Raw genomic sequence first — 24,299 nt, forward strand, 5'->3', positions numbered from 1 at the left:
TCCTGTTCGTCAGCGCGGCCACTGCCGCATGAATAGGATCATCTTATTCCTTTGGCTTTTACAGATAAATAGCCTGCGACGGGGCATACTGTTCCACTTTCAGGAACAGTCGATCAAATACCCTCTACTCCCAGCTTGGGTCGGAGAAAGCCTCTACCAGGTAATCGATTAGCAGGCGCAATTTGGGCGACACGAATTTGCGCGACGGGTAGACGGCGTAGATGCCCAGCGTGATCGAACGGTAGCCCGGCATGATTTCACGCAGCGTGCCTTGGGCCAGGTCCGCCCCGACGATGAAGGTCGGCTGGAGGATGATGCCCTGGTCCTGGAGCGCCGCCGCGCGGCAGGTATCGCCGCTGTTGGTACGCACGCGCGGCGCGACCTTGACGGTGTCCTCGCCTTCCGGTCCGGTGAAACTCCAGTTCTCGCCGCTCGCGAACAGGCTGTATGAAATCACCGCGTGCCGCAGCAGGTCGCCTGGGGTGGCCGGCTCGCCGTGCTTGCGCAGGTAAGCCGGCGAGGCGCACAGGACGATGCGCGTGGACGCCAGCTTGCGGCTGATGAGCGAGGACGGCGCCAGCTGGCCGATACGCACCGCAACATCGAAGCCCTCCTCGACCAGGTCGGCGACGCGGTCGGAAAGCGTGATGTCGAGCGCCAGCTTCGGGTGCCTGGCGAGGAAGGCGGGCCACAGCGAGGCCAGGTGCATGAGGCCGAAGGTCACCGGCACATTCAGCTTCAGCAGCCCGCTTGCCTCGCCGCTACGCGAGCTGATCTCGGCTTCGGCTTCGTCCAGGTTGCCCAGCAACTCGCGGCAGCGTGCATGGAAGATCTCGCCTTCGGTCGTCGGGGAGAGCCTGCGCGTGGTTCGGTGCAGCAGGCGCACGCCCAGGCGCTCCTCGAGCTCGGCGACATAGCGCGACACGGCCGCCTTCGACATGCCGAGTGGCTCGGTCGCACCGGTAAAGCTGCCGGCCTCGACAACGGCCGCAAACACTTTCATTTCGAGGAACCTGTCCATTATTTCTCCGGCTGGAACGACACCCCGCATTTTAAGCGGATTATCTCAACTGCCGAGGTGATCAACCGTTACCGCTCGGCCTAGGCACTGCAGGGCAAACCATGGCCCGTCGGGGCGGTCAACGCTCGCTTGAGCAGCCACAGAGAATGCACATCCAGTCAGAACCCTTGGCGGTCTCGGCAATCGAAGATGGAAACTACCGAGATAACAATGCACATCCTGACACTTTCGGATCACGCCGCCGATCAGGCCCGCAAAGCCGGTGAGCAACGCGAAGCGGATTTTCGCCAGGCCTGCTCCCGCTAAAACGCGCTGATGGCGACGCCCGACTCATTTCCTCGCGCCAACATCCTGCTTGCCGATCATGTTCAACTCATCGTTGAGAGCATCCGTCGCGAGCACCAGTTGTTCGAAAAACCCCGTGCACGTAACACACGGCCAGTCGTGGACCGCTCCGCGTAACGCGGCTCTGGAAGACCAAAAAGCCTGCTCCTGGCGGGACGGTGCCGAGCAACGCGTCTCGCGTTATTGAATAGCGCGGCTACCTGCCTGCCTGCCCGCTCCTGTAATGGCCTGGCATGTGCATCGCATAGTCCAGACTGACCGGGCCCGGCTGGATCTAAAAACAGCTGCCATCGAATAACGCTTCCGGTTCCGGATGGAGGGTCAGCAATAATACCGAGGCCGGTTCCGGCGACCGTGCGTTCAACGTCGGTGCGCGCCACAATTTCTGACAGGAGCCGATGTCGCCATGAACGGCGCGCCGGTCACGCTGGTCAAAGGATATTTGCGGGGTATCGCCGCAGCGCGCCTGAAACAGGAGCGCACCGTGCACAACATGAAACAGAACCTGCTGTTTGCGCTGCCCTCGCCGATGCCCGAGCGCTTGAACAGCGGCGTAGGCACGACGCACGAGAAGGAGGTCCGGCATGGCTACAGTATTTCACTCACCGGCCCGCAGCATGGCCATGCCGTTGGCAATCCTGGCACTGGCCGCCTGTACGACAACCGACGGCACGACAGGCCACGCCGCCCACCATCCCGACCGGGCCGCACGGGCCCCTGCGCAGGGCGATGCCACGACGATGGGCGGCATGTCGGGCGGACAGTCAGGAGCGGCGACGATGTCCGGCGCACCGTCCGGCCAGATGGCGCCCGGACAGACGAACATGGGCGCGATGTGCCCCATGCACCGCGACATGCAGAAAATGTCGCCGGAACAGCACCGGGCGATGATGGACGAAAAAATGAAAGGCATGACACCGGAAATGCGTCAGCATCACATGGAAATGATGCGGCGGCACTGTCAATGACCCGGGGGCTCGCGCCTGGGTTTGGCGCACGGGGTGTGACGGTGCAAGGGCACCATACCCACAGCCGCGTGGGCCGGGCGCATGAACATCCTTGCGAGGAGCAGGCGAAAAAAAACCCGCCATCACGGCGGGTTGAATCCAATTCTGTTGAGAAGAGTTGGAGGAGACATGTGCAGTATGCTGCGCGACGGCATATGTGTCTAATTTTGATTTGGAATCACAGCCATACAGCCGGTGAATATCAGCCCGAGCTTTGGCTGGAGCGGACGCTCTCGGCAGCGCACTGCGCCAGCAAGCCAGCAGGTGCCCATCCAGCCAAAAATCGGCCCATAAAAAGCAAAAAGCGCTGCTCCGCTTTTGCGCGCAACGCTTCCTCCGCTTGCTTTCGATTCGCTCGGCCCACAATGCAAAAAGCCCATCAACCGAAGCTGATGGGCTTAATGACGAATTCTGGTGGGAAGTGCAAGTTTCGAACTTGCGACCCCTGCAGTGTGAATGGTGGTGATCCGGCCTTCGCTGGACGTCATTGGATCGAATCCTCATAGGAGAGCCTTTGATTTTTGTCCATGGTCGTCCGAGGGAGTCTGCTACAGTTTTTCGTACTTTTTTCGTACATTGGATCGATACCCCATCCGCTTCCACGAAGGTCTAACCGATCAGGGAGGTGCGCAGAATGGCCATCAGAATCGATACCGTTACGGCTCGTAACAAGCTACGACCTCAACGAGAGTCATATTGGCACAGACTCAGCAAAGGCTTCTATGTTGGCTTTAGGAAAATGTCGGCTGACACAAGCGGAATATGGCGCGTTCGCTATCGCGATAAAAAAGGCAAACAGGTCGAACGCGGCTTGGGGACTCTTGACGAAGTTCAGCCTGGTGAGCGGTTTGACCGTGCCGTTGCGCTAGCCCGTGAATGGCTTGCAAGCGAAAGCACCGGCGCTGAAGGGGCGCCTCAGCATCAAAGTACCGTAGAGGAAGCATGCAACGCTTATGTTCAGTTCATTAGGGAACAGAAGGGTGTCAAGCCGGCGGAAGATCTCGCATCCCGATATACGAGGTGGATTCTTCCAGATCCGATTTGCAAGATCGAGCTATCAAAATTGACACGGGAACATCTGAACGCATTTCGCCGGCGTATGGTCGCGGTACCTGTGAAGATCAACAAGGCAGGCGACGCACGCCAGCGCTCAAAAGACACGGTCAACCGTGACATGGCCCCACTGCGGGCAGCACTTAATCACGCTCATGAAAACGGAATGGTGGCGACCGATTTCTCATGGAGGGCCCCGCTCAAAGCTTTTGAGAACGTCAGCAAGCGACGTAGCCTATATCTAGACATTCTCCAGCGTCGCGAGCTGATACGATTCGCGCCGCCGGATCTAGCTGCCTTCTTGCGAGGGCTTTCAATGATTCCCCTGCGTCCAGGCGCCTTGGCAGCGTTGACCGTCAGGGATTTTGATTCACGCTTGAGTGTGCTCACCATCGGTAAAGACAAGAGCGGCCAAGACCGCAAGATAAAATTACCTGCAGAAACTGCCGTATTGTTCCTTGAAGCTGCTCGAAATCGCCACGAAACCATGCCACTACTTGCGCGTTCGGACAGTAATGCCTGGAACAAGGATGCATGGAAAGGCCCGATCAAGGACGCAGTGCGGCGCGCAGGCCTGCCTACAGAGACAACGGCGTACACCTTGCGTCACAGCGTTATAAGCGACCTTGTGCACGGTGGCTTGGACCTGCTAACCGTTGCGCAAATTAGCGGCACGTCGGTCGCAATGATCGAGAAGCATTACGGTCACTTAAGAAGCGAAGTTGCCGCAAGCGCAATGTCTAAATTAGCGATTTAGTGGTTAATGCCGCGCGATAGCCAGTATGCCGCTAGCCGAGACAAATCCGAGGCCTGGGTGCAGTTCGAATCCGACGGTGTCCGCCATCTCTCCTATGAAGAATGCCGGTTTTTCCGATTTACCCCCGCGGCTACCCACACGCTGTCGGCATTACTAGGCGCTTGCAATGTAACGCAGAGGAAAATCTGGCGCAGGATCAGCCGCCGAATTGAGTCATCGGCAGGCGAAATATCTACCGTCGTACAAGTTACCCTACGGTGATTCGGGCATAGGGTCACTCAGCGATATTTGAGCGTCAGCCAAGGCTCCTCGTCAACTGACGTGTTGGTAAAATGTAACCCAAAAGGAATTGAAAGCAGTGTCAAAACTCATCTTTGGACATAGCTGGTATTAAGTCGAATTATTCTGTGCTACTGCTGCGAATTAATATGCTGCAGTTTTCACACCGCTGTGCTGGTTTCCTTGAAGGCATTCACGTCGATGACGGCCTCGACAAAGGCAGTACATTCACCCAAGGATTCCTATTAACGTTCGAACGCTACTCTCACTCGTACGACGCGGGTGCGGCATTCCCACTATGTGCTACAGACACGCTTGTGAAGATGCTGTATTTGATGCACAATCGGATCATCTTTGATGCGGAGGGATGATGCGAACAACTGTCACCATTGACGATGAGCTGTATGCGAAAGCCCTCGACATGGCCGACCCGGAAATGGATCGGGGAGATCTGTTTCGGGAGGCAATCAAAACTTTCGTTCGGGTGCAAGCGGCAAAACGTCTCGCAGCACTCGGCGGCGTGTCCCCGGCGATGCCTGAGGTGCCGCGTCGGGGCACTGACCTGGCATGACGGGCGGTGTCTTGGTCGATACCTCGGTATGGGTCGATCATTTTCGACAACGCAACGAGGCGCTTGTTCATCTGCTGACGCTGGATCTGACGTTAACGCATCCGATGGTGGTGACGGAGCTCGCGTGTGGTACGCCGCCGGCACCGCGGGCGCGCACGCTGAGTGACGTCGCAGCGCTATCGCAGACACGGCAAGCTAGCCCCAACGAAGTAAGAGAGCTGATCGAGCGCGAACAGTTGTACGGGCTCGGGTGCGGCCTGGTCGACCTGGCTCTCTTGGCCTCGGCGTTGCTGACCCCAGGCTCGCAGCTGTGGACGCAAGACAGGCGCCTCCTGCAGCTGGCACAGCGTTTTGGCATCGCCTACCAGCCAACTCGACACTGAAGCCGTGATGTGCATGACGACCTTCCATGAACATTCGCGTCGGTGACACCCAAGATCCGGCCGGCGCATCACCGATCGATGAATATTGACGGATACATGTACCTTCGGAATGCCCCCAGTTACCTTTACCATGGGACTCAAGCGCTCAAACCAATCTGAAGCCCTAACACCAGGGTCTCCTGCCTAGTTTATGCAATCAAGCCCAATGCGATCAAAAGTTTTTTCATTTATTTTGTCAGTGCGAGGCAACTGCCGGCCTCACGATGCGCATCACGCTGGCTCGGGAAATTCCGTGCGCACGGGCCAGGGCGCTAATTGATACTCCTTTCCCTTCGCGATGTTGCCTCACCATTTCCACGCGCTGCTCTTCGGTTGTGCTACGCGGGCGACCGAGAGTCCTTCCAGCGGTCTTCGGGCCCGATATAAGAGATGCAGTGCGCTTAGCCGGTGCACCGCCATCCATCTCAGCCAACGCGGCTAGCATCGCGAGTACCAGCTCACCTGACGATGAAGTCAGATTGAGCTCTCCAATTTGAAGAATAATGAGTTCGACCTTGCGCGCCGCCAACATCCTGATCGTTGCGCCAACGTCCTGAAGATCCCGGCCAAGCCGGTCGAGTGTGGCTACTGCCAGCGTTTCGCCGCTGCTAATATTATTGAGAAGAACGCTAAACTTTGCACGGTGCGAAGACGATAGCAAGTAGCTTGCCTCGTCGTCTGCGTACCAGTGATCAATCTGATATCCGGCACGCTCAATTTGGATGCGTTCGTGCTCGCTATGCACCTCTTTCGTAGTTGAGATTCCATACCCGAAAACTGCCATTTTCCTTGCCTTCTCTTTTAGTTCCGAGAGATATCTGCTAATTGTTTAGTTAAGCGCTTTCTAGAAGGCGACCGTCCTGTCTCGCGTCAGGCACTGTACTTGCCGCTGAAGGGCTTGTTGAATGTTGCATAGAAATATCTCAATGATAATCTTCGCTCGGAATATCTGGGGGATGTTTTATTTTTCCTTGATGAAATTGGCTTGAGTGCCTTTGCGGGCGTCGGGAGCACCTAACATAATAAGACGCATCGTAAGTTTCCTAAGAGGCTTGGTTCAATAGTTATTAATGCATGCGCATGCGGTCTGAATGCTTCCGCATCTGCGATTTGCATTGATAGGGCTCTGTCTTGCAAGGGGTGCGCCATGAGGATTTGCGCTACCTGATCGCTGCCCACGCTGTCGTTGCTAACTAGATTTCATTTTTAAATCAATAAGTTATTGAAGACTGTCTTTGTTCAGCGGCAAGCCATGCTGCTAACACAGTTTCAAACAATGTTTCGCAATGCAACATCTGGAATTTATGAACCACGATGAAATATGAGCTTCTATTGCGCTGCCCTGAACTTTCGTTCCGCCCCTTACTTCTGTGGCGTCATAATCGAAACATTTAGAAGTACGTCCCACTCGGCATTGTTGCGCAAATCACGGCTGTGTTGCATGGAGCTCAAGCTCTGGAAGTCCGAGCGCATGAAACCGGCTTCTCAAATGTGACCTGATCGGCCAATTTGAGGCCACGGCAAATGTTAATCGTCGACTTCAAGCTACCTGCTTCTGGCGCCGATCACGTTAGACCGAAGCCGGGGTGCGGTTGCCAAGTGCGGAATGCTGCCGCTCATTGTTATAAAAATGCCGCCACTTCTCAATGATCAGCTTGGCCCACTGCCGGCTCACAAACCATTCCCCGTTCAGGCATTCGCGCAGTTTGCCGTTGAGCCTTTCGACAAATCCGTTCTGCCATGGACTGCCTGGCTTGATACTTCGATGGCCAGGCATTCGCGCGTGTTCTCATCCAGGACGCAGAGCAGCTTGATTGGCCCGCCGTTGGCCAGCTGTTCATGCACGAAGTCATCCGTCCACACTGAGTTGTGCGCAGTCGAACCGAGTATGCGGCTGTCGCTCCCACTGCGACGCTTCTTTGGGCGACGCTTCGGCAGGTTCAGCCCGAGCTTGCTCCAGACGCGCCAGACCCGGCTCACCTTCGTATCCGTCACTACGGCGATGCGCCCGACCCAAAGCTCGTAATTCGCCACGCGCCGACTTACCCCGGCAAATCGGCAGGCAGCGCGTTCAGATAAACCCTTACTCCTGAGGATCTCAAGCGCTTGCCTTCTGATTATCCGGCTGGCTATAAGATTCCGATCAGGTCATAGCAGGCAGCAACGCAAGGATCGGCAAGGAGTCAATAAAGCAAACGACCGAACGATTAATCTGTCAAATCCACTTTCGAACTTAGGGAGAACTTTGACTAGCGCGGCGATACTGGTGGAACAATTGTTCCATGGTTGTGCTGCGCACGTCCGGCTGCAGGGGACATGGGGGCACATGGTTCACAAAACGTACCACCCAATCGAGCGAATCCCTGCCTACGTCGAGCGCATTGATGCACCCGGCTTCTTGGGCCAGCCCACCTAGAAAGAGACGCTGACCAGTCAGAGCCAAGGACAGGATCGCGCAATTCACGCCGCTATGCAAAACGAGCAAGACTGTGTTCCAACTGGAGTCGGCGCGCAGACGGTCGAGCGCCGGATGCACCCTATCCATCAGCTCGCTGACCGACTCACCTCCGAGGAAGCGTTGACCAGGATCGACCAAGCCGTCGAAAGCGGCAGTAAAGGCCCGCTTGAGTTCGTCTTCCGGAATGATTGAAAGCCGCCCGCCACGGATTTCGTGGAGCTCGGGCCATATTTCGGGTGCGATCTGTTGCCCTGTGATAGCAAGGACGCGGGCAGCGGTTTCGGCGGTGCGAGGCAAGCCGGAAATGATGACGCGGTCGAAAGAGACGCCGACGGCGCTGAAGGCGGCCCCAGCGGCGTCGGCTTGCATGCGGCCGGTCTCGTTCAGCGGGACCTTTTCGGGCAGAACGGGGCGGCCAGCCGTGTCGAAGTAGCTGACGCTACCATGACGCATAATGTAGATGCGCCGGCGCGAGGCAGGTTGGCAGTGCATAAAATCTCCACAAAATATCACCATGAGACGTAGGGGTAGGCAGTCGGCACCGCGCAATAGATGGGTAAGTGCCATACGACGTATCCCTTTCCAAGTCAGCGCATAACGCGCCTTCAACCTAGTTGCTTCGCTCAGCCGCTGTTCCTGAGACCAGCCGCGATACCATTGATCGACATGTGGAGACCGCTGCGTGTGGATTCGTCGCTCGCGCCATGACGGTAGCGTCGCAGCAGCTCCACCTGCAAGTGGTTGAGGGGATCGATGTAAGGAAGGCGGTTGCGCAGCGACCGCTGCATTAGCGGGTTGGCATCGAGCAGCTGGTCATGACTGGTGATCTGCTTGAGGGCCGCGACAGCGCGTGCGTGCTCGGCGCAGATGGTGTCAAAGATATGCGTGCGCAAGGCTTCGTCCGCCACCAGGGCGGCGTAGCGGCCGGCAATCGCAAGGTCGCTTTTGGCCAGGACCATGTCCATGTTCGACAGCAGCGTCGCAAAGAACGGCCACTCGCGCACCATCCCACGCAGCATGGCCAGGCGCTCCGCAGGGGCGTCGTGCATGAAGCGCTCTACCGCGGTGCCGAAACCATACCAGCCCGGCAGCATCAGGCGGCACTGCGCCCAGCTCAGCACCCAGGGGATCGCGCGCAAGTCTTCGATGGAACGCGACTTCCCACGGGAGGCGGGACGGCTGCCGACGTTCAGCGCGGCGATTTCGAAGATGACCGTCGACTCCCAGAAATAGGTCTCGAAGCCTGGGGTCTCGTAAACCAGCGCGCGATAGGTGCGCAGCGCCTGCGCCGAGATGAATTCCATGGCCTCCACATGAACCCTGCGTGGCTCCGCCTTGTCGGCCGACAGCAGCGTCGCCTCCAGGGTGGCGGCAACCAGGACTTCGAGGTTGCGCCGCCCAACTTCGGGGTTCGCGTATTTGGCGGTGATGACTTCGCCTTGTTCGGTCAATCGAATCCTGCCCTGCACCGCACCGGCCGGTTGGGCCAGGATCGCTTCATAGCTCGGACCGCCGCCACGGCCCACTGAACCGCCGCGGCCATGGAACAGCTGCAGCTGGACGCCATGCCGCCTGAACACCTCGACCAGATCAATCTCCGCCTTGTGCAACTCCCAGCCGGAGGTCACGTAGCCGCCATCCTTGTTGCTGTCGGAGTAGCCTAGCATGACCTCCTGCACTTTGTTGCACGACTCCAGCATGGCCATGTAAAGCGGGAGTTCGAAAGCTTGCGCCATGACCGCCGCGCCCTTGCGCAGATCGTCGATTGTCTCGAACAGCGGAATGATGTTGAGGTCGAGCGCAACCGGCGCCAAGCGCATCAGGCCGCTCTCCTTCAGGAGCAGCGCCACCTCGAGCAGGTCGGACACGCTGGCAGCCTTCGAGATGATGTAGTTCGTGACGGCCTCGCGTCCGTACCTTGCCTGGACAATTTGTACTTCGCGCAGGATAGCGAGCTCCGCTTCGGTCTCCTCCGAATAGCGCTCGAAGGGTGAGACCAGTGGGCGCCGCGAGGACAGCTCTTCCAGAAGGAACGTGCAGCGTGCGGCCTCGTCCAATGCCTGGTAATTGAGGCCGCGCCGCGCGCGCGCCAGCAATTCGGCCACCACGCGTTCGTGCACGTCGGCATTCTGTCGAAGATCGACCGGGGCGAGGCTGAAGCCAAACACCTTGACCGCCCGGCGCAGCTGTCTCAGGCGACCGCGCGCCAACAGCCGGGCGCCATGGAAGACCAGGGACCGGTGCACCGCATCCAGGTCGGCCTGGAACTCGCCGGCGCTAAGGTAGAGGTCGGAGGCGGCCTGGATCTGGCCTTCAACCAGCCATGCGCGGGTACGGGCCAGGCGGTTGTGGATGCCGTACAGGGCGCGGCGGTACGGTTCGTCCAGGTGATGAGGAGAATTGTCCACAGCTCGGTCCGCAATCGCGCGCAATTCATCCGAACATGCGCACAGGGACTGAGCCAGGGACAACTGCGACGCAAGCTTCAGCAGTTCGTCGAGATAAAAATCGAGCACCTGCGTAGCCTGGACTTTCAGGGTCTCTCGCAGGATATCCGCAGTGACGAACGGGTTGCCGTCGCGGTCCCCGCCAATCCAGCTGCCTACCTTCATGAAGGACGGCAGTTCGATGTCGGCCCAGCCGGCTTCCTTCTCGGCCAACGTGTCCTCGAGAGCGGCGTACAAGCGCGGCAGGCTGCTGAAAACCGTGCTTTCGAAGAAGGACAGGCCGTTGTCGACTTCGTCCATCACGGACAGTTTTACCGGACGCAGCAGGCGGGTCTGCCACAAGGTCAGGATGCCTCGCCCGATCGCGTCGAAGTTCTCACGTTCTTCCTCCGGCGTGAGCTGCATGCGATCACGTTCGTCGAGCAAGCGCGCAATCGCCATCTGACAGTTAAGGATGCTCTTGCGCTGAACTTCGGTGGGATGGGCTGTAAAGACGGGACTGACGCACGCATCCCTGAAGAAGGCCGGCAACTCCGCCATACGGCCAGCTGCGCATATGCTGTCGACCGCGTGGGCAATGCTACCCTTCCTGGACGGCGAACCGGCGGTCAGGTGCGCGCGGCTGCGCCGGATATGATGCTGGTCTTCGGCGATGTTCGCCAGCAGGGAGAAGTAACTGAACGCCCGGATGAGATGCATGGCATCGTCGGAAGACATGCCGTTGAGGGTAGCGCGCAGTTCGTCATGCGTGGATTGGTCCTGGCTGCGCCGGAATCCGATCGACATTTTACGGATCGATTCGATCTCATCGAAGACCTGGTCGCCGTGCTGAGCACGAATGGTTTCGCCAAGTTGCCGGCCGAGCTCCCGGATGTCGCGGCCTAGTAGTTCTTCCTTGAAGTTCTGCAGATCGTCACGATTCATTCGACATCCCCTGTTGGTGTGCTACAGCTTTTGTAAACCATCCCGAAGGTGGCAGATTCGGGTGGACTCCTGCTATCAAAGCGAAGAGGTACGAAAGTCGCATCGGTGATGTCCCTCGAGAGTTCAACGTGAGGCCAGCTTCTGCCAGGTCTCGATCACCGAATCCGGATTGAGCGACATCGACTCGATACCCTCTTCCACCAGCCACTGGGCGAAGTCCGGGTTGTCCGACGGCCCCTGGCCGCAGATGCCGATGTACTTGCCCTGCGCGCGGCAGGCCTTGATCGCCATCGACAGCATGGCTTTTACGGCCGGGTCGCGTTCGTCGAAGTCGGCGGCCAAGAGCGGCATGCCGGAATCGCGGTCCAGGCCCAGGGTCAGCTGGGTCAGGTCGTTCGAGCCGATCGAGAAGCCGTCGAAGAACTCGAGGAAGCGGTCAGCCAGGATCGCGTTCGATGGCACTTCGCACATCATGATCACGCGCAGGCCGTTCTCGCCGCGTTTCAGGCCGTATTTGGCCAGCAGGTCGATGACCTTCTCGGCCTGGCCAAGGGTGCGCACGAACGGGATCATCAGCTCGACGTTGGTCAGGCCCATCTCTTCGCGCACGCGTTTCATGGCGAGGCATTCCATCTCGAAGGACTCGGCAAAGTCCTCGGCCAGGTAGCGCGCCGCGCCGCGGAAGCCCAGCATCGGGTTTTCCTCGTCCGGCTCGTAGCGCGAACCGCCGATCAGCTTCTTGTACTCGTTCGATTTAAAATCGGACAGGCGCACGATGACCGGCTTGGGCCAGAAGGCGGCGGCAATGGTCGCCACGCCTTCGGCCAGCTTGTCGACATAGAAGGCTTTCGGCGAAGCGTGGCCACGGGCCACCGATTCGACCGCCTTTTTCAGGTCGGCGTCGATGTTCGGGTACTCGAGGATGGCCTTCGGGTGCACGCCGATGTTGTTGTTGATGATGAACTCGAGGCGGGCCAGGCCCACGCCGTTGTTCGGCACCGACTGGAAATCAAAGGCCAGCTGCGGGTTGCCGACGTTGAGCATGATCTTTGTCTTGATCGGCGGCAGTTCGCCGCGCAACACTTCAGTGATCTCGGTTTCCAGCAGGCCGTTGTAGATCTTGCCTTCGTCGCCTTCGGCGCAGGAGACGGTCACGAAGATGCCGTCCTTCAGCAGCTCGGTGGCGTCGCCGCAGCCGACGACGGCCGGCACGCCCAGTTCACGGGCGATGATCGCCGCGTGGCAGGTGCGGCCGCCGCGGTTGGTGACGATGGCCGAGGCGCGCTTCATGACCGGTTCCCAGTTCGGGTCGGTCATGTCGGCAACCAGCACGTCGCCCGGCTGCACGCGTTCCATCTCGGACGGGTCCTTGATGACGCGCACCGGACCGGCGCCGATCTTCTGGCCGATTGCGCGGCCCTGGGTCAGGATGGTGCCGGTGCCCTTCAGGGAAAAGCGCTGCTGGGCGTCGGTCGACTTCTGCTGCGACTTCACCGTTTCGGGACGCGCCTGCAGGATGAAGAGCTTGCCGTCGCGGCCATCCTTGCCCCACTCGATGTCCATCGGACGGCCATAGTGGTTTTCGATGATGACGGCGTACTTCGCCAGCTCGACGACTTCGGCGTCGGTCAGCGAATAGCGGTTGCGCATCTCGATCGGCACGTCGACGGTTTTTACGGAGCGGCCGGCTTTCGCCTCGCTGGTGAATTCCATCTTGATCAGTTTCGAGCCGATGTTACGGCGGATGACCGGGGATTTGCCCTGCTGGAGCATCGGCTTGTGGACGTAGAACTCGTCCGGGTTGACCGCACCCTGCACCACGGTTTCGCCCAGGCCGTAGCTCGAGGTGATGAAGACCACATCCTTGAAGCCCGATTCGGTGTCGATCGTGAACATGACGCCGGCCGCGCCCAGGTCGGAGCGCACCATCCGCTGCACGCCGGCCGACAGCGCCACTTCGGCGTGCGTGAAGCCTTTATGCACGCGGTAGGAAATCGCGCGGTCGTTGTACAGCGAGGCGAAGACGTGCTTCATGGCTTCGAGCACGTTGTCGATGCCGACCACGTTCAGGAAGGTCTCCTGCTGGCCCGCAAACGAAGCGTCCGGCAAGTCTTCGGCGGTGGCCGACGAGCGCACGGCGAACGACATCTCGGCGGTCGAATCGGCCACCAGATAAGCGTAGAACGTACGGATCTCGTCTTCCAGACGCGGTGGAAATGGCGTCTCGACGATCCATTGACGTATCTGCGCGCCAGCAGCGGCGAGCGAGCGCACGTCGTCAATGTCGAGGCCTTCGAGACGGGTAGCGATGCGCTCGGCCAGCGAGGGAATATAAGAACCAGCGCCGTCGACCGAGTGCTCGAGAAAATCGCGGAACGCCTGCGCGGTCGTAGCGAACCCACCGGGTACGCGCACGCCGGCACTGGCAAGTTGGCTGATCAGTTCGCCCAGCGAGGCGTTCTTGCCGCCGACTGACTCCACGTCGGTCATGCGTAACTGGTCCAAAGCACTGACGTAATCAGTACAGGCTGGCTTGTCGAGGAAAGATAAGGCCATGGTGCTCATGTTGAGGTTGCTCCGGAGTGATTAAAATCTTTTCGGCTGTGAACCCAGACGGCTTGCAGTTGCGCACTACGGCGGAAGGCGCAGCCCTGCCGCTAGTACCCCGCCGACGCGACCGCTGTCAGCGGTGCAGCGCGTTAGCGATCACTTGATAATCGACGGGCGGGCAATAGCGCTTCGCCTGCTGCTCCCACTGGCATTGCTGTTCGCACTGCGGCGGTGCATCAATGCGCACCGCCGCCTGTAGAAAGACATAGCAAACGGCAGCGGTAATCGTCACTTGCATGAGTCGCGATCCAATTTTCATTGCTGTCTCCTGGGTGGTTGTCTTTTTTTATTGTGTTGATAGCGGTGCTCACATTGCCGAGGATTACGGGCCTGCGCACGGGCGTCGCATTTTGCCGTGGAGAGGCACATGCCAGAGCCGGTCGCAGAGCGGCCGGCACACCCCGAGGGCATGCAGGGCGCGAGCCCTTACTCCACCGCCTTCACCATCGACTCGATCACCTTCTTCGCGTCCCCGAACACCATCATCGTGTTCGGCATGTAGAACAGGTCGTTGTCCAGGCCCGCGTACCCGGATGCCATCGAGCGCTTGTTGACGATGATGCTTTTCGCCCGGTAGGCCTCGAGGATCGGCATGCCGGCGATCGGCGATTTCGGGTCTTTCGCGGCCGGGTTGACGACGTCGTTCGCGCCCAGCACCAGCACCACGTCGGTCTGGCCGAATTCGCCGTTGATGTCTTCCATCTCGGCCACCTGGTCGTAGGGCACCTCGGCCTCGGCCAGCAGCACGTTCATGTGGCCCGGCATGCGTCCCGCCACCGGGTGGATCGCATAGCGCACGTTGACCCCGTGCTCGGTCAGCTTGTCGACCAGTTCCTTCACCGAGTGCTGGGCGCGCGCCACCGCCAGGCCATAGCCCGGGACGATGATGACGGATTCCGCGTTCTGCAGGATGAAGGCCGCGTCTTCGGCGGAGCCGGATTTCACCGGGCGCTGTTCCTGGGCGCCGCCCACGGCGGCCACCGCTTCGCCGCCGAAGCCGCCCAGGATCACGTTGAAGAACGAGCGGTTCATCGCCTTGCACATGATGTACGAGAGGATCGCGCCCGACGAGCCCACCAGCGAGCCGGCGATGATCAGCATCGAGTTGTTCAACGAGAAGCCAATGCCGGCCGCCGCCCAGCCCGAGTACGAGTTCAGCATCGACACCACCACCGGCATGTCGGCGCCGCCGATCGGGATGATGATCAGCACGCCCAGCACAAAGGAGAGCGCGGTCATGATGACGAACGGCGTCCAGGCCGGCTCCACCGCGTCGGAGAAGCAGAACACCAAGCCGAGCGCGATGATGGCAATCGCGATGACGAGGTTCAGGATGTGCTGGCCGCCAAAGCGCACCGGCGCGCCCTGGAACAGGCGGAATTTGTATTTGCCCGAGAGTTTGCCGAAGGCGATCACCGAACCGGAGAAGGTCACCGCACCGACAAAGGTGCCGATGAACAGTTCCAGGCGGTTCCCGAACGGCAGCGCGCCGCCACGCTCGGCGATGTTGAAAGCCCAGGGTTCGGACACGGCGGCCACCGCGATGCAGACGGCGGCCAGGCCGATCAGCGAGTGCATCGCCGCCACCAGTTCCGGCATCTTGGTCATCTCGACCCTTTTCGCGGCGTAGGCCCCGATCGCGCCGCCGACAATCACGCCGAGCAGCACCAGCTGGAAACCCATGCCGCTGCCCCCGGAGGAGGATGCGGCAAGCTCGGCTTGCAACTTGAGGATCAGGGCGACCGTGGTAACCGCGGCAATCGCCATGCCGGCCATGCCGAAGGTATTGCCCATGCGCGCCGACGACGGCGAGGACAAGCCCTTCAAGGCCTGGATGAAGCAAACCGAGGCGACGAGATACAGCAGTGTCACAAGGTTCATGCTGATGGAATTCATACGGCCTCCTTCGTCGCAAGTTTGTCGATTGCTTTCGCCACCGCTTTCGGTTCCTTTTTCCGGAACATCTCGAGCATGCGCTGGGTGACGAGGAAGCCGCCGAACACGTTCACGGCGGCCAGCGCAACGGCGACCGTGCCCATGGTCTGCCCAAGCACGCCTTCGGTCAGGCCGGCGGCAAGCATGGCGCCGACGATGATGATGGCGGAAATGGCGTTCGTCACCGCCATCAGCGGCGTGTGCAGCGCCGGCGTGACGGTCCAGACGACGTGGTAGCCGACGTAGATCGCCAGCACGAAGATGATCAGGTTGATGATGGTGTGGCTGATTTCCATGTCCGTCTCCCTATTTGCGCGTTGCTTCGCCCTGGTGGCAGAGCAGCGTCGCGCGCACGATCTCGTCCTCCAGGTCGATGAAAAATTTGTCTTCCTTGTCGAAGACGAGTTTTAAAAAGTCGAGCACGTTGCGCGCGTACAGGGCCGAGGCGTCGGCCGCGACCATCGGCGCCAGGTTCGGCTCGCCAATGATGTAGACGCCGTGCTTGACCACGGTCTTGCCCAGTTCGGTGAGCGGGCAGTTGCCGCCCTGCTCGATCGCCATGTCGACGATCACCGAGCCGGGCTTCATGGCGCGCACGGTTTCCTCAGCAATCAATGTCGGGGCCGCGCGCCCGGGAATCAGGGCGGTGGTGATGATGATGTCGGCCAGTTTCGCGCGCTCGTGCACCAGTTCGCCCTGGCGGCGCATCCAGTCGGCCGGCATCTGGCGCGCGTAGCCGCCCACGCCCTGCGCAATCTCGCGCTCTTCGTCGGTGAGGAAAGGCACGTCGATGAATTTCGCGCCGAGCGACTCGACTTGCTCCTTGACCGGCGGGCGCACGTCGGAAGCTTCGATCACGGCGCCGAGGCGCTTGGCGGTGGCGATTGCCTGCAGGCCGGCCACGCCGACACCCATGATCAGCACGCGCGCGGCTTTGACCGTGCCGGCAGCGGTCATCAGCATCGGCATGAAGCGTTGATACGTGTTCGCGGCCAGCATCACGGCCTTGTAGCCGGCAATATTCGCCTGCGAGGACAGCACGTCCATCGACTGCGCGCGCGTGATGCGGGGTGCCGCTTCCAGCGCAAAGGCGGTCAGGCGGCTGCTCGCCATGGCGGCGATATTCTCAGTATCGAAAGGATTCAGCATGCCGACCACGACCGTGCCAGGGCGCATGCTGGCGCGCTCGGATTCGTTGGGGGCGCGCACTTTCAGGACCATGTCGCAGGCAAGCGCGTCGTCGGCGCTGCCGACCGTGGCACCGGCGGCGGCGTACGCCTCGTCCGTCACCGCCGCGTGCAGGCCGGCTCCAGACTGCACCACGACCTGGTGTTTACCGGCCAGTTTTTTCACTGTTTCAGGAGTTGCCGCGACACGGGTCTCGCCCGGCCGTGTTTCCGCTGGAATGCCAATTCTCATCTGTAATTCCTTCGTTGATTTCGGATGGCGCGTATCGTTCCGCCGCTTCGGCAGTTTCAGGCGCAGCAGGGAATGAAGAAAAATCCCCCGCACCGCGTGCGGGGGCAAACCCTTCCTGAGAAGAGAGGAGACGCACTAGTCAACTGATCGGCGTGATCAGCGATTCGGATGAAGCTGTGATCTTGCGAGCGTGCGCCGCCGCTTTGCGCCTCATAACGAACTGACGAGGTGGCCGCCGTCGACTGCGATCACCGCCCCGGTCATGTAGCTCGATGCGTCCGTCGCAAGCAGGAGCAATGGCCCGTCCAGGTCTTCCAGTTGCCCCAGGCGGCGGAACGGCACCCGCTTGACGAGGGCCTGGCCGGCGTCGCTCTGGAAGAAATCATGATTCAGTTCGGTATCGAAATATCCTGGTGCAAGCGCGTTGACACGTATGCGGTCGCGCGCCAGGTCGAGCGCCATTGACTTCGTCAGTTGAATCACGCCGGCTTTCGATACGGCGTAGGCCGAAAGCTGGCCGCCCTGGCGCACACCCAGGATCGAGGCGATGTTGATGATCGTGCCTCCGCTCCCGTTCCCCTTCATTTTCCTTGCGACGGCCATTGCCACCAGTGCAGCGCCGCGCAAGTTTGTGTCGATCACGAAATCCCAGTCTTCAGGGGTCTGCGCGGCAAATGGTTTGCTCAGCGTAACGCCGGCATTGTTGACCAGGATATCGACCGCTTTGAGCGACCCGATCGCTTCGTCGACCTTCGCGGAATCGGTCACGTCGAGCGCCATGGCTTGCGCTGTCTGCCCCTTGTCTTGGATTTCTCCCACCAGTTGCTCAAGCGCGTCAACGCGGCGCGCTGCGACGACGACGTGGGCGCCGGCGCCGGCGAGAACGTGGGCAAAGTGCGCGCCGAATCCGCTAGATGCGCCGGTGACGAGCGCAGTGCGGCCTGCCAGATTAGCTCTCAGCATGGATGCTCCTTTCGATGAACGAGGGTCAGGCGGGATTGGCGGCTGTAGCCGTACGGTCCTTGTAGCGATGCTTTACGCCCTTCGCGAGCGACCAGCGATGCACTTCGGACGGGCCGTCGTAGATACGGAAGGCGCGAATTTCGCGGAATGCCTGTTCGACCACCGTATCCCGGGTAACTCCCAGGCCGCCGAGCACCTGCACGCAGCGGTCCACGACCCGGAACAGCGCCTCCGACACAGCCACCTTCGCCATGCTCGATTCAACCGTGCCGAGTTTGCCGTCGTCCAGTACTGACGCGCACCAGTCGATCATCAATTCCGCCTGTTTCAGCTCGATCTCATTGTCGGCCAACATGAAACCGACGCCTTCATGCTCCACCAGTGCCTTGCCGAAGGCCTGACGGTTGCAGGCGTAGCGTGAAGCGATATCGTGCGAGCGCTTGGCTGTACCCCACCAGCGCATGCAGTGCGTAAGGCGGGCAGGCGCAAGGCGTACCTGCGCGTACTTGAAACCTTCGTCCACGGCGCCCAGCACCTGATCGGCCGGTACCCTGACATCTACCAGGTTGATGACGGCATGGCCGCCCGGCATGGAGTTGTCGATCGTGTCGAGGATGCGTTCGATTTGCATGCCCGGCGTCTCCATATCAATCAGAAACATCGTCGCCTTATCCCCGGTTTTCGCCATGATGATGCCGACGCTTGCTCCTTCCGCCCCGGTGATCAGCCACTTTCGGCCGGAGATGATCCATTCTCCGTCGCGCTCGACCGCCACGGTCTTCATCATGGACGGGTCCGACCCCGCACCGCCGTCCGGCTCGGTCATCAGGAAAGCCGAGCGCGCCGTGCCGTCGGCCAGGGGGCGCAGGAAACGCTCTTTCTGTTCGACGGTGGCGACTTTTTCCAACAAATGCATGTTGCCTTCGTCCGGCGCCATGATATTCATCGCCACCGGCCCGAGCGGCGAATAGCCGGATGCACGAAACACTGCGGCAGTTTCAGTGTGGCTCAGGCCATATCCGCCCCACTCTTTCGGCAACTGTGGTGCCAAAAGGCCAGCCGCCCGCGCCCGGGCGCGCAACTCGCGTACCAGGTCCTCCGACGGACCATGTCCATGGTTGCGGGGATCCTTTTCGTAAGGAATGACTTCCTCACAAATGAAGGCCTCTACCCGCTCGACGAGTTCACGGGCCTTTGCACTAGCTTTCGAAATATCCATATCAACTCTTTACCAATGTTAGCGACGCATCGCGATTTCAGCCTGTTCCCAGGCCAGTTGCGTCAGCGGTTCGAATTTGCTTGCCAGATCGCTTGCCTTCGCAGACGAAGCATTGCCACGGAGCTGACGCCCTTTGATGCCATGCAAGATGGCGGCAAAGCGGAACATGTTGAAGGCGATGTAGAACTCATATCCCGGAATGGCATCGCGCCCGGTGCGCCGGCAATATGCCTGCACATACTCGGCTTCCGATGGAATCCCGAGCGCACCCAAGTCCTCTCCCGCCAGTCCGGACATGATCGTCGGCGGCAGGCGGTACATCATTGCGTGGTAAGCGAAGTCGGCAAGCGGGTGCCCGAGCGTCGACAGCTCCCAGTCGAGAACCGCCAGAACGCGCGGCTCGGTTGGGTGGAAGATCATGTTGTCACATCGGAAGTCTCCATGCACGATGGAGGTTTCATCACCTGGCGGGATGTTTTCCGGCAGCCACTCCACCAGTTTGTCCATGTTCCGGTCACGCCCGGCCAGCACGTCTTCCTGGTACTGGCGCGACCAGCGTGCAATCTGGCGCTCAAAGTAGTTTCCGCTGCGGCCGTAATCGGTTAGGCCGATGGCGGAGTAGTCAACCGAGTGCAGCCGCGCGATCGTCGCATTCATTTCGTCGAAATAGCGGGAGCGCTCCGATGACGGGACTTCGGCGAAACGTGGATCCCATATCACCCGGCCGTGGACCATGTCCATCACATAAAACTCGGTACCGATAACGGACGGATCCGTGCACAGGCCATACACGCGCGGCACCGGGAAGTCGGCCGAGTGCAAGGCCGCAATCACGCGGTACTCGCGGTCCACCGCGTGAGCGCCTTTCAGGATGTCGCCGGGTGGCTTGCGCCGCATGACGTAGCTGCCGGTAGGCGTGGTCAGCCGATAGGTCGGATTGGATTGTCCGCCCTGGAACTGATCGATGGTGAGCGGCCCCGAGAACCCGTCAACGTGTTCCCGCATCCATTCAGCGAGGCGGATTTCATCGAATCGCAGCGTTTCGCGTACCGCGCCCACGCCGGTATTATTGATAGCGTTTGTCATTTTTTTCACTTAGATAACGTTCAAGGTGATAGGCGTTGTCGCCAAAGCTGCGTTCCGATACCAGCACCCGGCGCAGATAATGGCCGACAGGGTATTCACAGGTAACGCCAATACCCCCGTGCAAATGCACGGCCGTACCCGCGACCCATTTGGCGGCTTCCATTATTTTGACTTTGCATGCCGACACTGCCTTGCGCCGTTCCGCGCCCGAAGCGGGCAGAGTGGCAAGGGCCCGATACAGCATCGATCGAGCGTCCGAGGCCTCGATGAACATTTCGGCCACCGTGTGCTGCAGCACCTGGAATTCAGCGAGCGGACGGCCGAACTGCGCGCGCAATTTCAGGTAATCGGCAGTCATTTCGATCGCTTTCTCCATGCCACCGAGAGCTTCGGCACACAGGCAAACGATCGCATCATCGACCGCATCCTCGAGCAGCGCGCCCCCGCTCACTGCCAGCAAGGCGTCAGCCGGCACCTCTACCTCATCGAACGTGAAATCGGCAACACTGGAATCGTCGATTGCCTGATAGGCGTGACAAGCGATACCAGACAGCTTGGCGTCGACCAGGAACAGGGCCGGGCCGCCAGGTTCCGTAGCGCGGTCCCGTATCTGCGCGGACACGATGAGTTGATTGGCACCGGCGCCCCCGCTGACCAGGATCTTGGTCCCGTGCAGGCGATACGCACCGTCATCCGTTCTCGCAGCCAGCATGCCGGCTGCAGACAAGTCATAGCGCCGACCGGGCTCATAGAGGGCAACAGCGATCCGTGTCTCGTTGCCTGCGATCTGGGCCAGCACTTGTTCGCGCTTGTCGGCCCTGTCGATACGGTCGATGATCCGGGTTGGCAAGACGCCGCACCCGACAAATGGGTCGAGGCTCAGGGCACGCCCCATCTCCTCGCCCAGGATCGCCAGATCTTCAACGCCGCTGCCTAGTCCGCCGAGGTCCTCAGGAACCGCCAGGGCCAGCCAGCCGAGTTCGCTCAGCTGCTCCCAGTTGCCGCGGTAGTCCTTTGCCTCTTGCTGCCTGTTCTCGAAGGACTGTTCAGCCAATAAATAACGTCGCGCGGAATCGCGCAACATTTCCTGTTCCCCACTCAGTCGAAAATCCATTGATCGCCCCAGAGTTAATGCTGGAATGGATTGTGGGAGAAGCATTCGCAATAATCTTGATGCGCTGCGACAAGCCAGCCTTCCCTTTTAGCCTGCCGCCCTACCATATCGCCCGTCAGGGTTGTATCGCCCTGGGCTGCCTGGAAATCTGCCGCATTTTTCGGAAGCCTCGTGCATGTCGCAACGCATCAAGACCCATCAGATTCGTCCTTCTAGAATCAGCAGCAATTCAGCAAGGAGTCTATTTATGGAACTGGCGTTTACCCGTAGCGAAGAAGCTTTCCGGGAAGAGGTCCGGGAATTTTTCAAAAACAATCTTTCTTCGGAATTGGCACGGCGCGAAGCGCAGGGTTTCCACCTGGAGCGCAAGGATCTCAGCGCATGGCAACGCATCCTCTACGACAAAGGCTGGGTTGCGCCGAACTGGCCAGTTGAATTCGGCGGATCCGGATGGTCGCCTACCCAGCGCTACCTGTTCGAAGTTGAATACGGTCTTGCTAACGCACCCGAACTCGACCCGATCGCCCTGTCCATGGTTGGCCCAGTACTCTACCGCTTTGGTTCCGCGCAGCAGAGAGAGCGTTACCTCGACCCGATCCTGAAGGGCGAGATGTGGTTCTGCCAGGGCTTTTCCGAGCCACAAGCCGGCTCCGACCTGGCCAGCCTGAAAACCCAGGCCGTCCGCAACGACAGTGGCTACGTGTTGAACGGCCAGAAAACCTGGACCACGGCGGCGCATATGGCCGACTACATGGTCTGCCTTGCACGCACCAATCCACAGGGGAAACCACAGGCAAGCCTGTCGATGTTCATCGTGCCGATGGATGCACCCGGCGTCACCGTGCGCCCGATCGAGACGATCGACGGCGACCACAGCGTCAACGAAGTGTTCCTCGACAACGTGGCAATTCCCTTCGACCATCTGATCGGGGAGGAAAACAGCGGATGGACACAAGCGAAATTCCTGCTCGGGAACGAACGCACGCATAACGCCTATATTGGAATCCTGAAACGCTATCTCGCCAGGATTCCCGCGATGATCGAAGCTGAGGCAGATAACGGCCTGTCCCCGGCGTCGGCCGAGGCCCTGATGCGCAAGCATGCACGTCTGGAAATGGATGTGAATGCGCTCGAATGGTCGGTATTGCGCACGCTCGCGAGCGACGATTCGCCGGCCCTGGGCGCTGCCGCTTCCGGCCTGAAAGTACGCGGATCCGAGTACCTGCTGAGGGCTAGCGATCTGGAAAACGAGATCCTCGGGCCGCAAACGCTGCCGCGCTTCGCGCCGCATGACCACGAACCTCTGCACGCCAGGGCGTCAGCGAATGCCCCGGGACGGTCGTCACGCTATCTCTACTGGCGCGCCTCGACGATTTTTGGCGGCACCAATGAAATTCAACGCAGCATCATCTGGAACACCATGTTCAAGCGCTAGCCAAAAGGCAGCCTGCAGTCGTTTCCACCTTTTATACAGGAAAATATTATGACACGTGAAGTCGTGATCGTCGGTGGCGTACGCACCGCCATTGGCAGCTTTGGCGGTGGCCTCAAGGATGTACCGCCCACCGAGCTGGCATCCCAGGTAGTGCGCGCACTACTGTCCCGTACCCAGGTCGACGGTGAAGACATTGGCCACGTCAGCTTTGGCACGGTGGTCCTGACCGAACCCCGGGATCTGTATCTGTCGCGCATCGCTGCAATCGACGGCGGCTGCTCGAAAGAGACACCAGCATTCAACGTCAACCGCCTATGTGGCTCGGGCCTGCAGGCAGTCATCAGTGCTGCCCAGAGCATCTTGCTGGGCGATACCGACCTGGCGATCGCCGGCGGCGCGGAAAGCATGTCCCGCGGGGCCATGCTGTTACCCTCGGGTCGCTGGGGCTTGCGCATGGGCGACGGCAAGGTCCAGGACCTGATGCTGGGCGCGCTGCACGATCCCTTCGACAATGTCCATATGGGTGTGACGGCCGAGAACGTCGCCGCCAAATGGAGCATCAGCCGCGAGCAACAGGATACCCTGGCACTCGAAAGCCACCGCCGTGCCAGCCACGCGGTGAAAAGCGGCTATTTCAGCAGCCAGATCGTTCCCGTGACGATCAAGGGCCGCAAGGGCGATACGCTGTTCGATACCGACGAGCATGTACGTGAGAACTTGCAGGCGCAAGACCTGGACCGCCTGCGTCCCGGCTTCATCAAGGAAAACGGCACTGTTACCGCCGGTAATGCATCCGGCATCAACGACGGCGCCGCCGCCCTGCTCCTTGCTGAGCGCAGCATCGCTGAACAACGCGGCCTCAAGCCGCTCGCCAGACTCGTTTCCTATGCCCATGCCGGGGTGGATCCGAAATACATGGGTATCGGCCCGGTACCCGCAAGCCGCAAGGCGCTGGAAAAAGCCGGCCTCAACATCGGCGACATCGATGTCATCGAGGCGAACGAAGCTTTCGCGGCACAGGCGTGTGCAGTTGCCCAGGAACTTGGCTTCGATCCGGCCCGGGTTAACCCGAATGGCTCCGGCATCGCGCTCGGCCATCCGATCGGTGCAACCGGCGCCATCATCACCGTGAAGGCATTGCACGAACTCGAACGCATCAAGGGCCGCTATGCTCTGGTGACGATGTGTATCGGTGGTGGCCAAGGAATCGCGGCAATCTTCGAACGCATCTAAG

22 protein-coding genes and 1 pseudogene are annotated in these 24,299 nt (G+C 60.1%); 6 read left to right on the top strand and 17 right to left on the bottom strand.

Annotation, left to right across the window (positions count from 1 at the left end):
* Window positions 1-124 precede the first annotated feature (124 nt).
* The gene (locus ACFPN5_RS24890; protein WP_379786538.1) at window positions 125-1,021 is read right to left on the bottom strand and encodes a LysR family transcriptional regulator; all 897 of its coding nucleotides are present in this window, start codon (window positions 1,019-1,021) and stop codon (window positions 125-127) included.
* A 619-nt stretch (window positions 1,022-1,640) separates the two neighbouring features.
* The gene (locus ACFPN5_RS24895) at window positions 1,641-1,952 is read right to left on the bottom strand and encodes a hypothetical protein (protein ID WP_379786539.1); all 312 of its coding nucleotides are present in this window, start codon (window positions 1,950-1,952) and stop codon (window positions 1,641-1,643) included.
* Window positions 1,953-1,983: 31 nt separating this feature from the next.
* Between ACFPN5_RS24895 and ACFPN5_RS24900 the strand changes: the two genes are divergently transcribed.
* From ACFPN5_RS24900 to ACFPN5_RS24915, 4 genes are all read left to right on the top strand, one after another.
* Window positions 1,984-2,334 (top strand): hypothetical protein, encoded by a 351-nt coding sequence (locus ACFPN5_RS24900; RefSeq protein WP_379786540.1) that lies wholly within the window; start codon window positions 1,984-1,986, stop codon window positions 2,332-2,334.
* Between the two features lie 673 nt (window positions 2,335-3,007).
* Entirely contained in the window at window positions 3,008-4,183 is a 1,176-nt protein-coding gene (locus ACFPN5_RS24905) for a tyrosine-type recombinase/integrase (protein ID WP_379786541.1), read from the top strand.
* A 649-nt stretch (window positions 4,184-4,832) separates the two neighbouring features.
* Entirely contained in the window at window positions 4,833-5,033 is a 201-nt protein-coding gene (locus tag ACFPN5_RS24910) for a type II toxin-antitoxin system VapB family antitoxin (protein WP_379786611.1), read from the top strand.
* A complete protein-coding gene (locus tag ACFPN5_RS24915; RefSeq protein WP_379786542.1) occupies window positions 5,030-5,416 on the top strand; it encodes a type II toxin-antitoxin system VapC family toxin in 387 nt (128 codons plus the stop codon). The genes ACFPN5_RS24910 and ACFPN5_RS24915 overlap by 4 nt, the downstream gene beginning before the upstream one ends.
* A 235-nt stretch (window positions 5,417-5,651) precedes the next feature.
* Here ACFPN5_RS24915 and ACFPN5_RS24920 read toward each other — a convergent pair whose 3' ends face one another.
* From ACFPN5_RS24920 to ACFPN5_RS24990, 15 genes and pseudogenes are all read right to left on the bottom strand, one after another.
* On the bottom strand, window positions 5,652-6,239 hold the full coding sequence (locus ACFPN5_RS24920; RefSeq protein WP_379786543.1) for a recombinase family protein: 588 nt from the start codon (window positions 6,237-6,239) through the stop codon (window positions 5,652-5,654).
* A 180-nt stretch (window positions 6,240-6,419) separates the two neighbouring features.
* Window positions 6,420-6,488 (bottom strand): annotated as a pseudogene (locus ACFPN5_RS24925) (adenylate kinase); the annotation flags it as partial.
* 537 nt (window positions 6,489-7,025) lie between these two features.
* Window positions 7,026-7,232 (bottom strand): integrase core domain-containing protein, encoded by a 207-nt coding sequence (locus ACFPN5_RS24930; protein WP_379786544.1) that lies wholly within the window; start codon window positions 7,230-7,232, stop codon window positions 7,026-7,028.
* Window positions 7,145-7,489 (bottom strand): hypothetical protein, encoded by a 345-nt coding sequence (locus ACFPN5_RS24935; protein WP_379786612.1) that lies wholly within the window; start codon window positions 7,487-7,489, stop codon window positions 7,145-7,147. Before ACFPN5_RS24935 ends, ACFPN5_RS24930 begins: the two co-directional genes overlap by 88 nt.
* 199 nt (window positions 7,490-7,688) lie before the next feature.
* Complete coding sequence (locus tag ACFPN5_RS24940) at window positions 7,689-8,405, bottom strand: histidine phosphatase family protein (protein WP_379786545.1); 717 nt, start codon at window positions 8,403-8,405, stop codon at window positions 7,689-7,691.
* A gap of 131 nt (window positions 8,406-8,536) precedes the next feature.
* On the bottom strand, window positions 8,537-11,284 hold the full coding sequence (gene ppc, locus ACFPN5_RS24945) for a phosphoenolpyruvate carboxylase (RefSeq protein WP_379786546.1): 2,748 nt from the start codon (window positions 11,282-11,284) through the stop codon (window positions 8,537-8,539).
* A 123-nt stretch (window positions 11,285-11,407) separates the two neighbouring features.
* Window positions 11,408-13,840 (bottom strand): phosphoenolpyruvate synthase, encoded by a 2,433-nt coding sequence (ppsA, locus tag ACFPN5_RS24950; RefSeq protein WP_379786547.1) that lies wholly within the window; start codon window positions 13,838-13,840, stop codon window positions 11,408-11,410.
* A gap of 127 nt (window positions 13,841-13,967) precedes the next feature.
* Window positions 13,968-14,153 (bottom strand): hypothetical protein, encoded by a 186-nt coding sequence (locus ACFPN5_RS24955; protein ID WP_379786548.1) that lies wholly within the window; start codon window positions 14,151-14,153, stop codon window positions 13,968-13,970.
* Window positions 14,154-14,320: 167 nt separating this feature from the next.
* On the bottom strand, window positions 14,321-15,790 hold the full coding sequence (locus ACFPN5_RS24960; protein WP_379786549.1) for an NAD(P)(+) transhydrogenase (Re/Si-specific) subunit beta: 1,470 nt from the start codon (window positions 15,788-15,790) through the stop codon (window positions 14,321-14,323).
* Window positions 15,787-16,125 (bottom strand): NAD(P) transhydrogenase subunit alpha part 2, encoded by a 339-nt coding sequence (locus ACFPN5_RS24965; protein WP_379786550.1) that lies wholly within the window; start codon window positions 16,123-16,125, stop codon window positions 15,787-15,789. Before ACFPN5_RS24965 ends, ACFPN5_RS24960 begins: the two co-directional genes overlap by 4 nt.
* Window positions 16,126-16,135: 10 nt before the next feature.
* Complete coding sequence (locus tag ACFPN5_RS24970) at window positions 16,136-17,248, bottom strand: Re/Si-specific NAD(P)(+) transhydrogenase subunit alpha (RefSeq protein WP_379786551.1); 1,113 nt, start codon at window positions 17,246-17,248, stop codon at window positions 16,136-16,138.
* Window positions 17,249-17,458: 210 nt separating this feature from the next.
* A complete protein-coding gene (locus ACFPN5_RS24975) occupies window positions 17,459-18,211 on the bottom strand; it encodes an SDR family NAD(P)-dependent oxidoreductase (protein ID WP_379786552.1) in 753 nt (250 codons plus the stop codon).
* A 25-nt stretch (window positions 18,212-18,236) separates the two neighbouring features.
* The gene (locus ACFPN5_RS24980; RefSeq protein ID WP_379786553.1) at window positions 18,237-19,430 is read right to left on the bottom strand and encodes an acyl-CoA dehydrogenase family protein; all 1,194 of its coding nucleotides are present in this window, start codon (window positions 19,428-19,430) and stop codon (window positions 18,237-18,239) included.
* 18 nt (window positions 19,431-19,448) lie between these two features.
* The gene (locus ACFPN5_RS24985) at window positions 19,449-20,516 is read right to left on the bottom strand and encodes a phosphotransferase (RefSeq protein WP_379786554.1); all 1,068 of its coding nucleotides are present in this window, start codon (window positions 20,514-20,516) and stop codon (window positions 19,449-19,451) included.
* Window positions 20,497-21,630 carry an acyl-CoA dehydrogenase family protein gene (locus ACFPN5_RS24990; protein ID WP_379786555.1) on the bottom strand — a complete coding sequence of 378 codons (1,134 nt, stop codon included), beginning with the start codon at window positions 21,628-21,630 and terminating at the stop codon, window positions 20,497-20,499. Before ACFPN5_RS24990 ends, ACFPN5_RS24985 begins: the two co-directional genes overlap by 20 nt.
* A gap of 247 nt (window positions 21,631-21,877) precedes the next feature.
* Here ACFPN5_RS24990 and ACFPN5_RS24995 point away from each other — a divergent pair, with 247 nt between their 5' ends.
* Window positions 21,878-23,065 (top strand): acyl-CoA dehydrogenase family protein, encoded by a 1,188-nt coding sequence (locus tag ACFPN5_RS24995; RefSeq protein WP_379786556.1) that lies wholly within the window; start codon window positions 21,878-21,880, stop codon window positions 23,063-23,065.
* 48 nt (window positions 23,066-23,113) lie between these two features.
* On the top strand, window positions 23,114-24,298 hold the full coding sequence (gene bktB, locus ACFPN5_RS25000; protein WP_379786557.1) for a beta-ketothiolase BktB: 1,185 nt from the start codon (window positions 23,114-23,116) through the stop codon (window positions 24,296-24,298).
* Window position 24,299: the final 1 nt, after the last annotated feature.

Origin of the sequence: Massilia niabensis (genome assembly GCF_042655085.1) — a bacterium.
GTDB lineage: Bacteria > Pseudomonadota > Gammaproteobacteria > Burkholderiales > Burkholderiaceae_D > Telluria > Telluria niabensis.

What these genes read in the sequence shown, in the direction of transcription:
- ACFPN5_RS24890 (WP_379786538.1), bottom strand. Translation starts at nt 1,021, where the DNA reads ATGGACAGGTTCCTCGAAATGAAAGTGTTTGCGGCCGTTGTCGAGGCC.
- ACFPN5_RS24895 (WP_379786539.1), bottom strand. Translation starts at nt 1,952, where the DNA reads ATGCCGGACCTCCTTCTCGTGCGTCGTGCCTACGCCGCTGTTCAAGCG.
- ACFPN5_RS24900 (WP_379786540.1), top strand. Translation starts at nt 1,984, where the DNA reads ATGGCCATGCCGTTGGCAATCCTGGCACTGGCCGCCTGTACGACAACC.
- ACFPN5_RS24905 (WP_379786541.1), top strand. Translation starts at nt 3,008, where the DNA reads ATGGCCATCAGAATCGATACCGTTACGGCTCGTAACAAGCTACGACCT.
- ACFPN5_RS24910 (WP_379786611.1), top strand. Translation starts at nt 4,833, where the DNA reads ATGCGAACAACTGTCACCATTGACGATGAGCTGTATGCGAAAGCCCTC.
- ACFPN5_RS24915 (WP_379786542.1), top strand. Translation starts at nt 5,030, where the DNA reads ATGACGGGCGGTGTCTTGGTCGATACCTCGGTATGGGTCGATCATTTT.
- ACFPN5_RS24920 (WP_379786543.1), bottom strand. Translation starts at nt 6,239, where the DNA reads ATGGCAGTTTTCGGGTATGGAATCTCAACTACGAAAGAGGTGCATAGC.
- ACFPN5_RS24930 (WP_379786544.1), bottom strand. Translation starts at nt 7,232, where the DNA reads ATGCCTGGCCATCGAAGTATCAAGCCAGGCAGTCCATGGCAGAACGGA.
- ACFPN5_RS24940 (WP_379786545.1), bottom strand. Translation starts at nt 8,405, where the DNA reads ATGCACTGCCAACCTGCCTCGCGCCGGCGCATCTACATTATGCGTCAT.
- ppc (WP_379786546.1), bottom strand. Translation starts at nt 11,284, where the DNA reads ATGAATCGTGACGATCTGCAGAACTTCAAGGAAGAACTACTAGGCCGC.
- ppsA (WP_379786547.1), bottom strand. Translation starts at nt 13,840, where the DNA reads ATGGCCTTATCTTTCCTCGACAAGCCAGCCTGTACTGATTACGTCAGT.
- ACFPN5_RS24955 (WP_379786548.1), bottom strand. Translation starts at nt 14,153, where the DNA reads ATGAAAATTGGATCGCGACTCATGCAAGTGACGATTACCGCTGCCGTT.
- ACFPN5_RS24960 (WP_379786549.1), bottom strand. Translation starts at nt 15,790, where the DNA reads ATGAATTCCATCAGCATGAACCTTGTGACACTGCTGTATCTCGTCGCC.
- ACFPN5_RS24965 (WP_379786550.1), bottom strand. Translation starts at nt 16,125, where the DNA reads ATGGAAATCAGCCACACCATCATCAACCTGATCATCTTCGTGCTGGCG.
- ACFPN5_RS24970 (WP_379786551.1), bottom strand. Translation starts at nt 17,248, where the DNA reads ATGAGAATTGGCATTCCAGCGGAAACACGGCCGGGCGAGACCCGTGTC.
- ACFPN5_RS24975 (WP_379786552.1), bottom strand. Translation starts at nt 18,211, where the DNA reads ATGCTGAGAGCTAATCTGGCAGGCCGCACTGCGCTCGTCACCGGCGCA.
- ACFPN5_RS24980 (WP_379786553.1), bottom strand. Translation starts at nt 19,430, where the DNA reads ATGGATATTTCGAAAGCTAGTGCAAAGGCCCGTGAACTCGTCGAGCGG.
- ACFPN5_RS24985 (WP_379786554.1), bottom strand. Translation starts at nt 20,516, where the DNA reads ATGACAAACGCTATCAATAATACCGGCGTGGGCGCGGTACGCGAAACG.
- ACFPN5_RS24990 (WP_379786555.1), bottom strand. Translation starts at nt 21,630, where the DNA reads ATGGATTTTCGACTGAGTGGGGAACAGGAAATGTTGCGCGATTCCGCG.
- ACFPN5_RS24995 (WP_379786556.1), top strand. Translation starts at nt 21,878, where the DNA reads ATGGAACTGGCGTTTACCCGTAGCGAAGAAGCTTTCCGGGAAGAGGTC.
- bktB (WP_379786557.1), top strand. Translation starts at nt 23,114, where the DNA reads ATGACACGTGAAGTCGTGATCGTCGGTGGCGTACGCACCGCCATTGGC.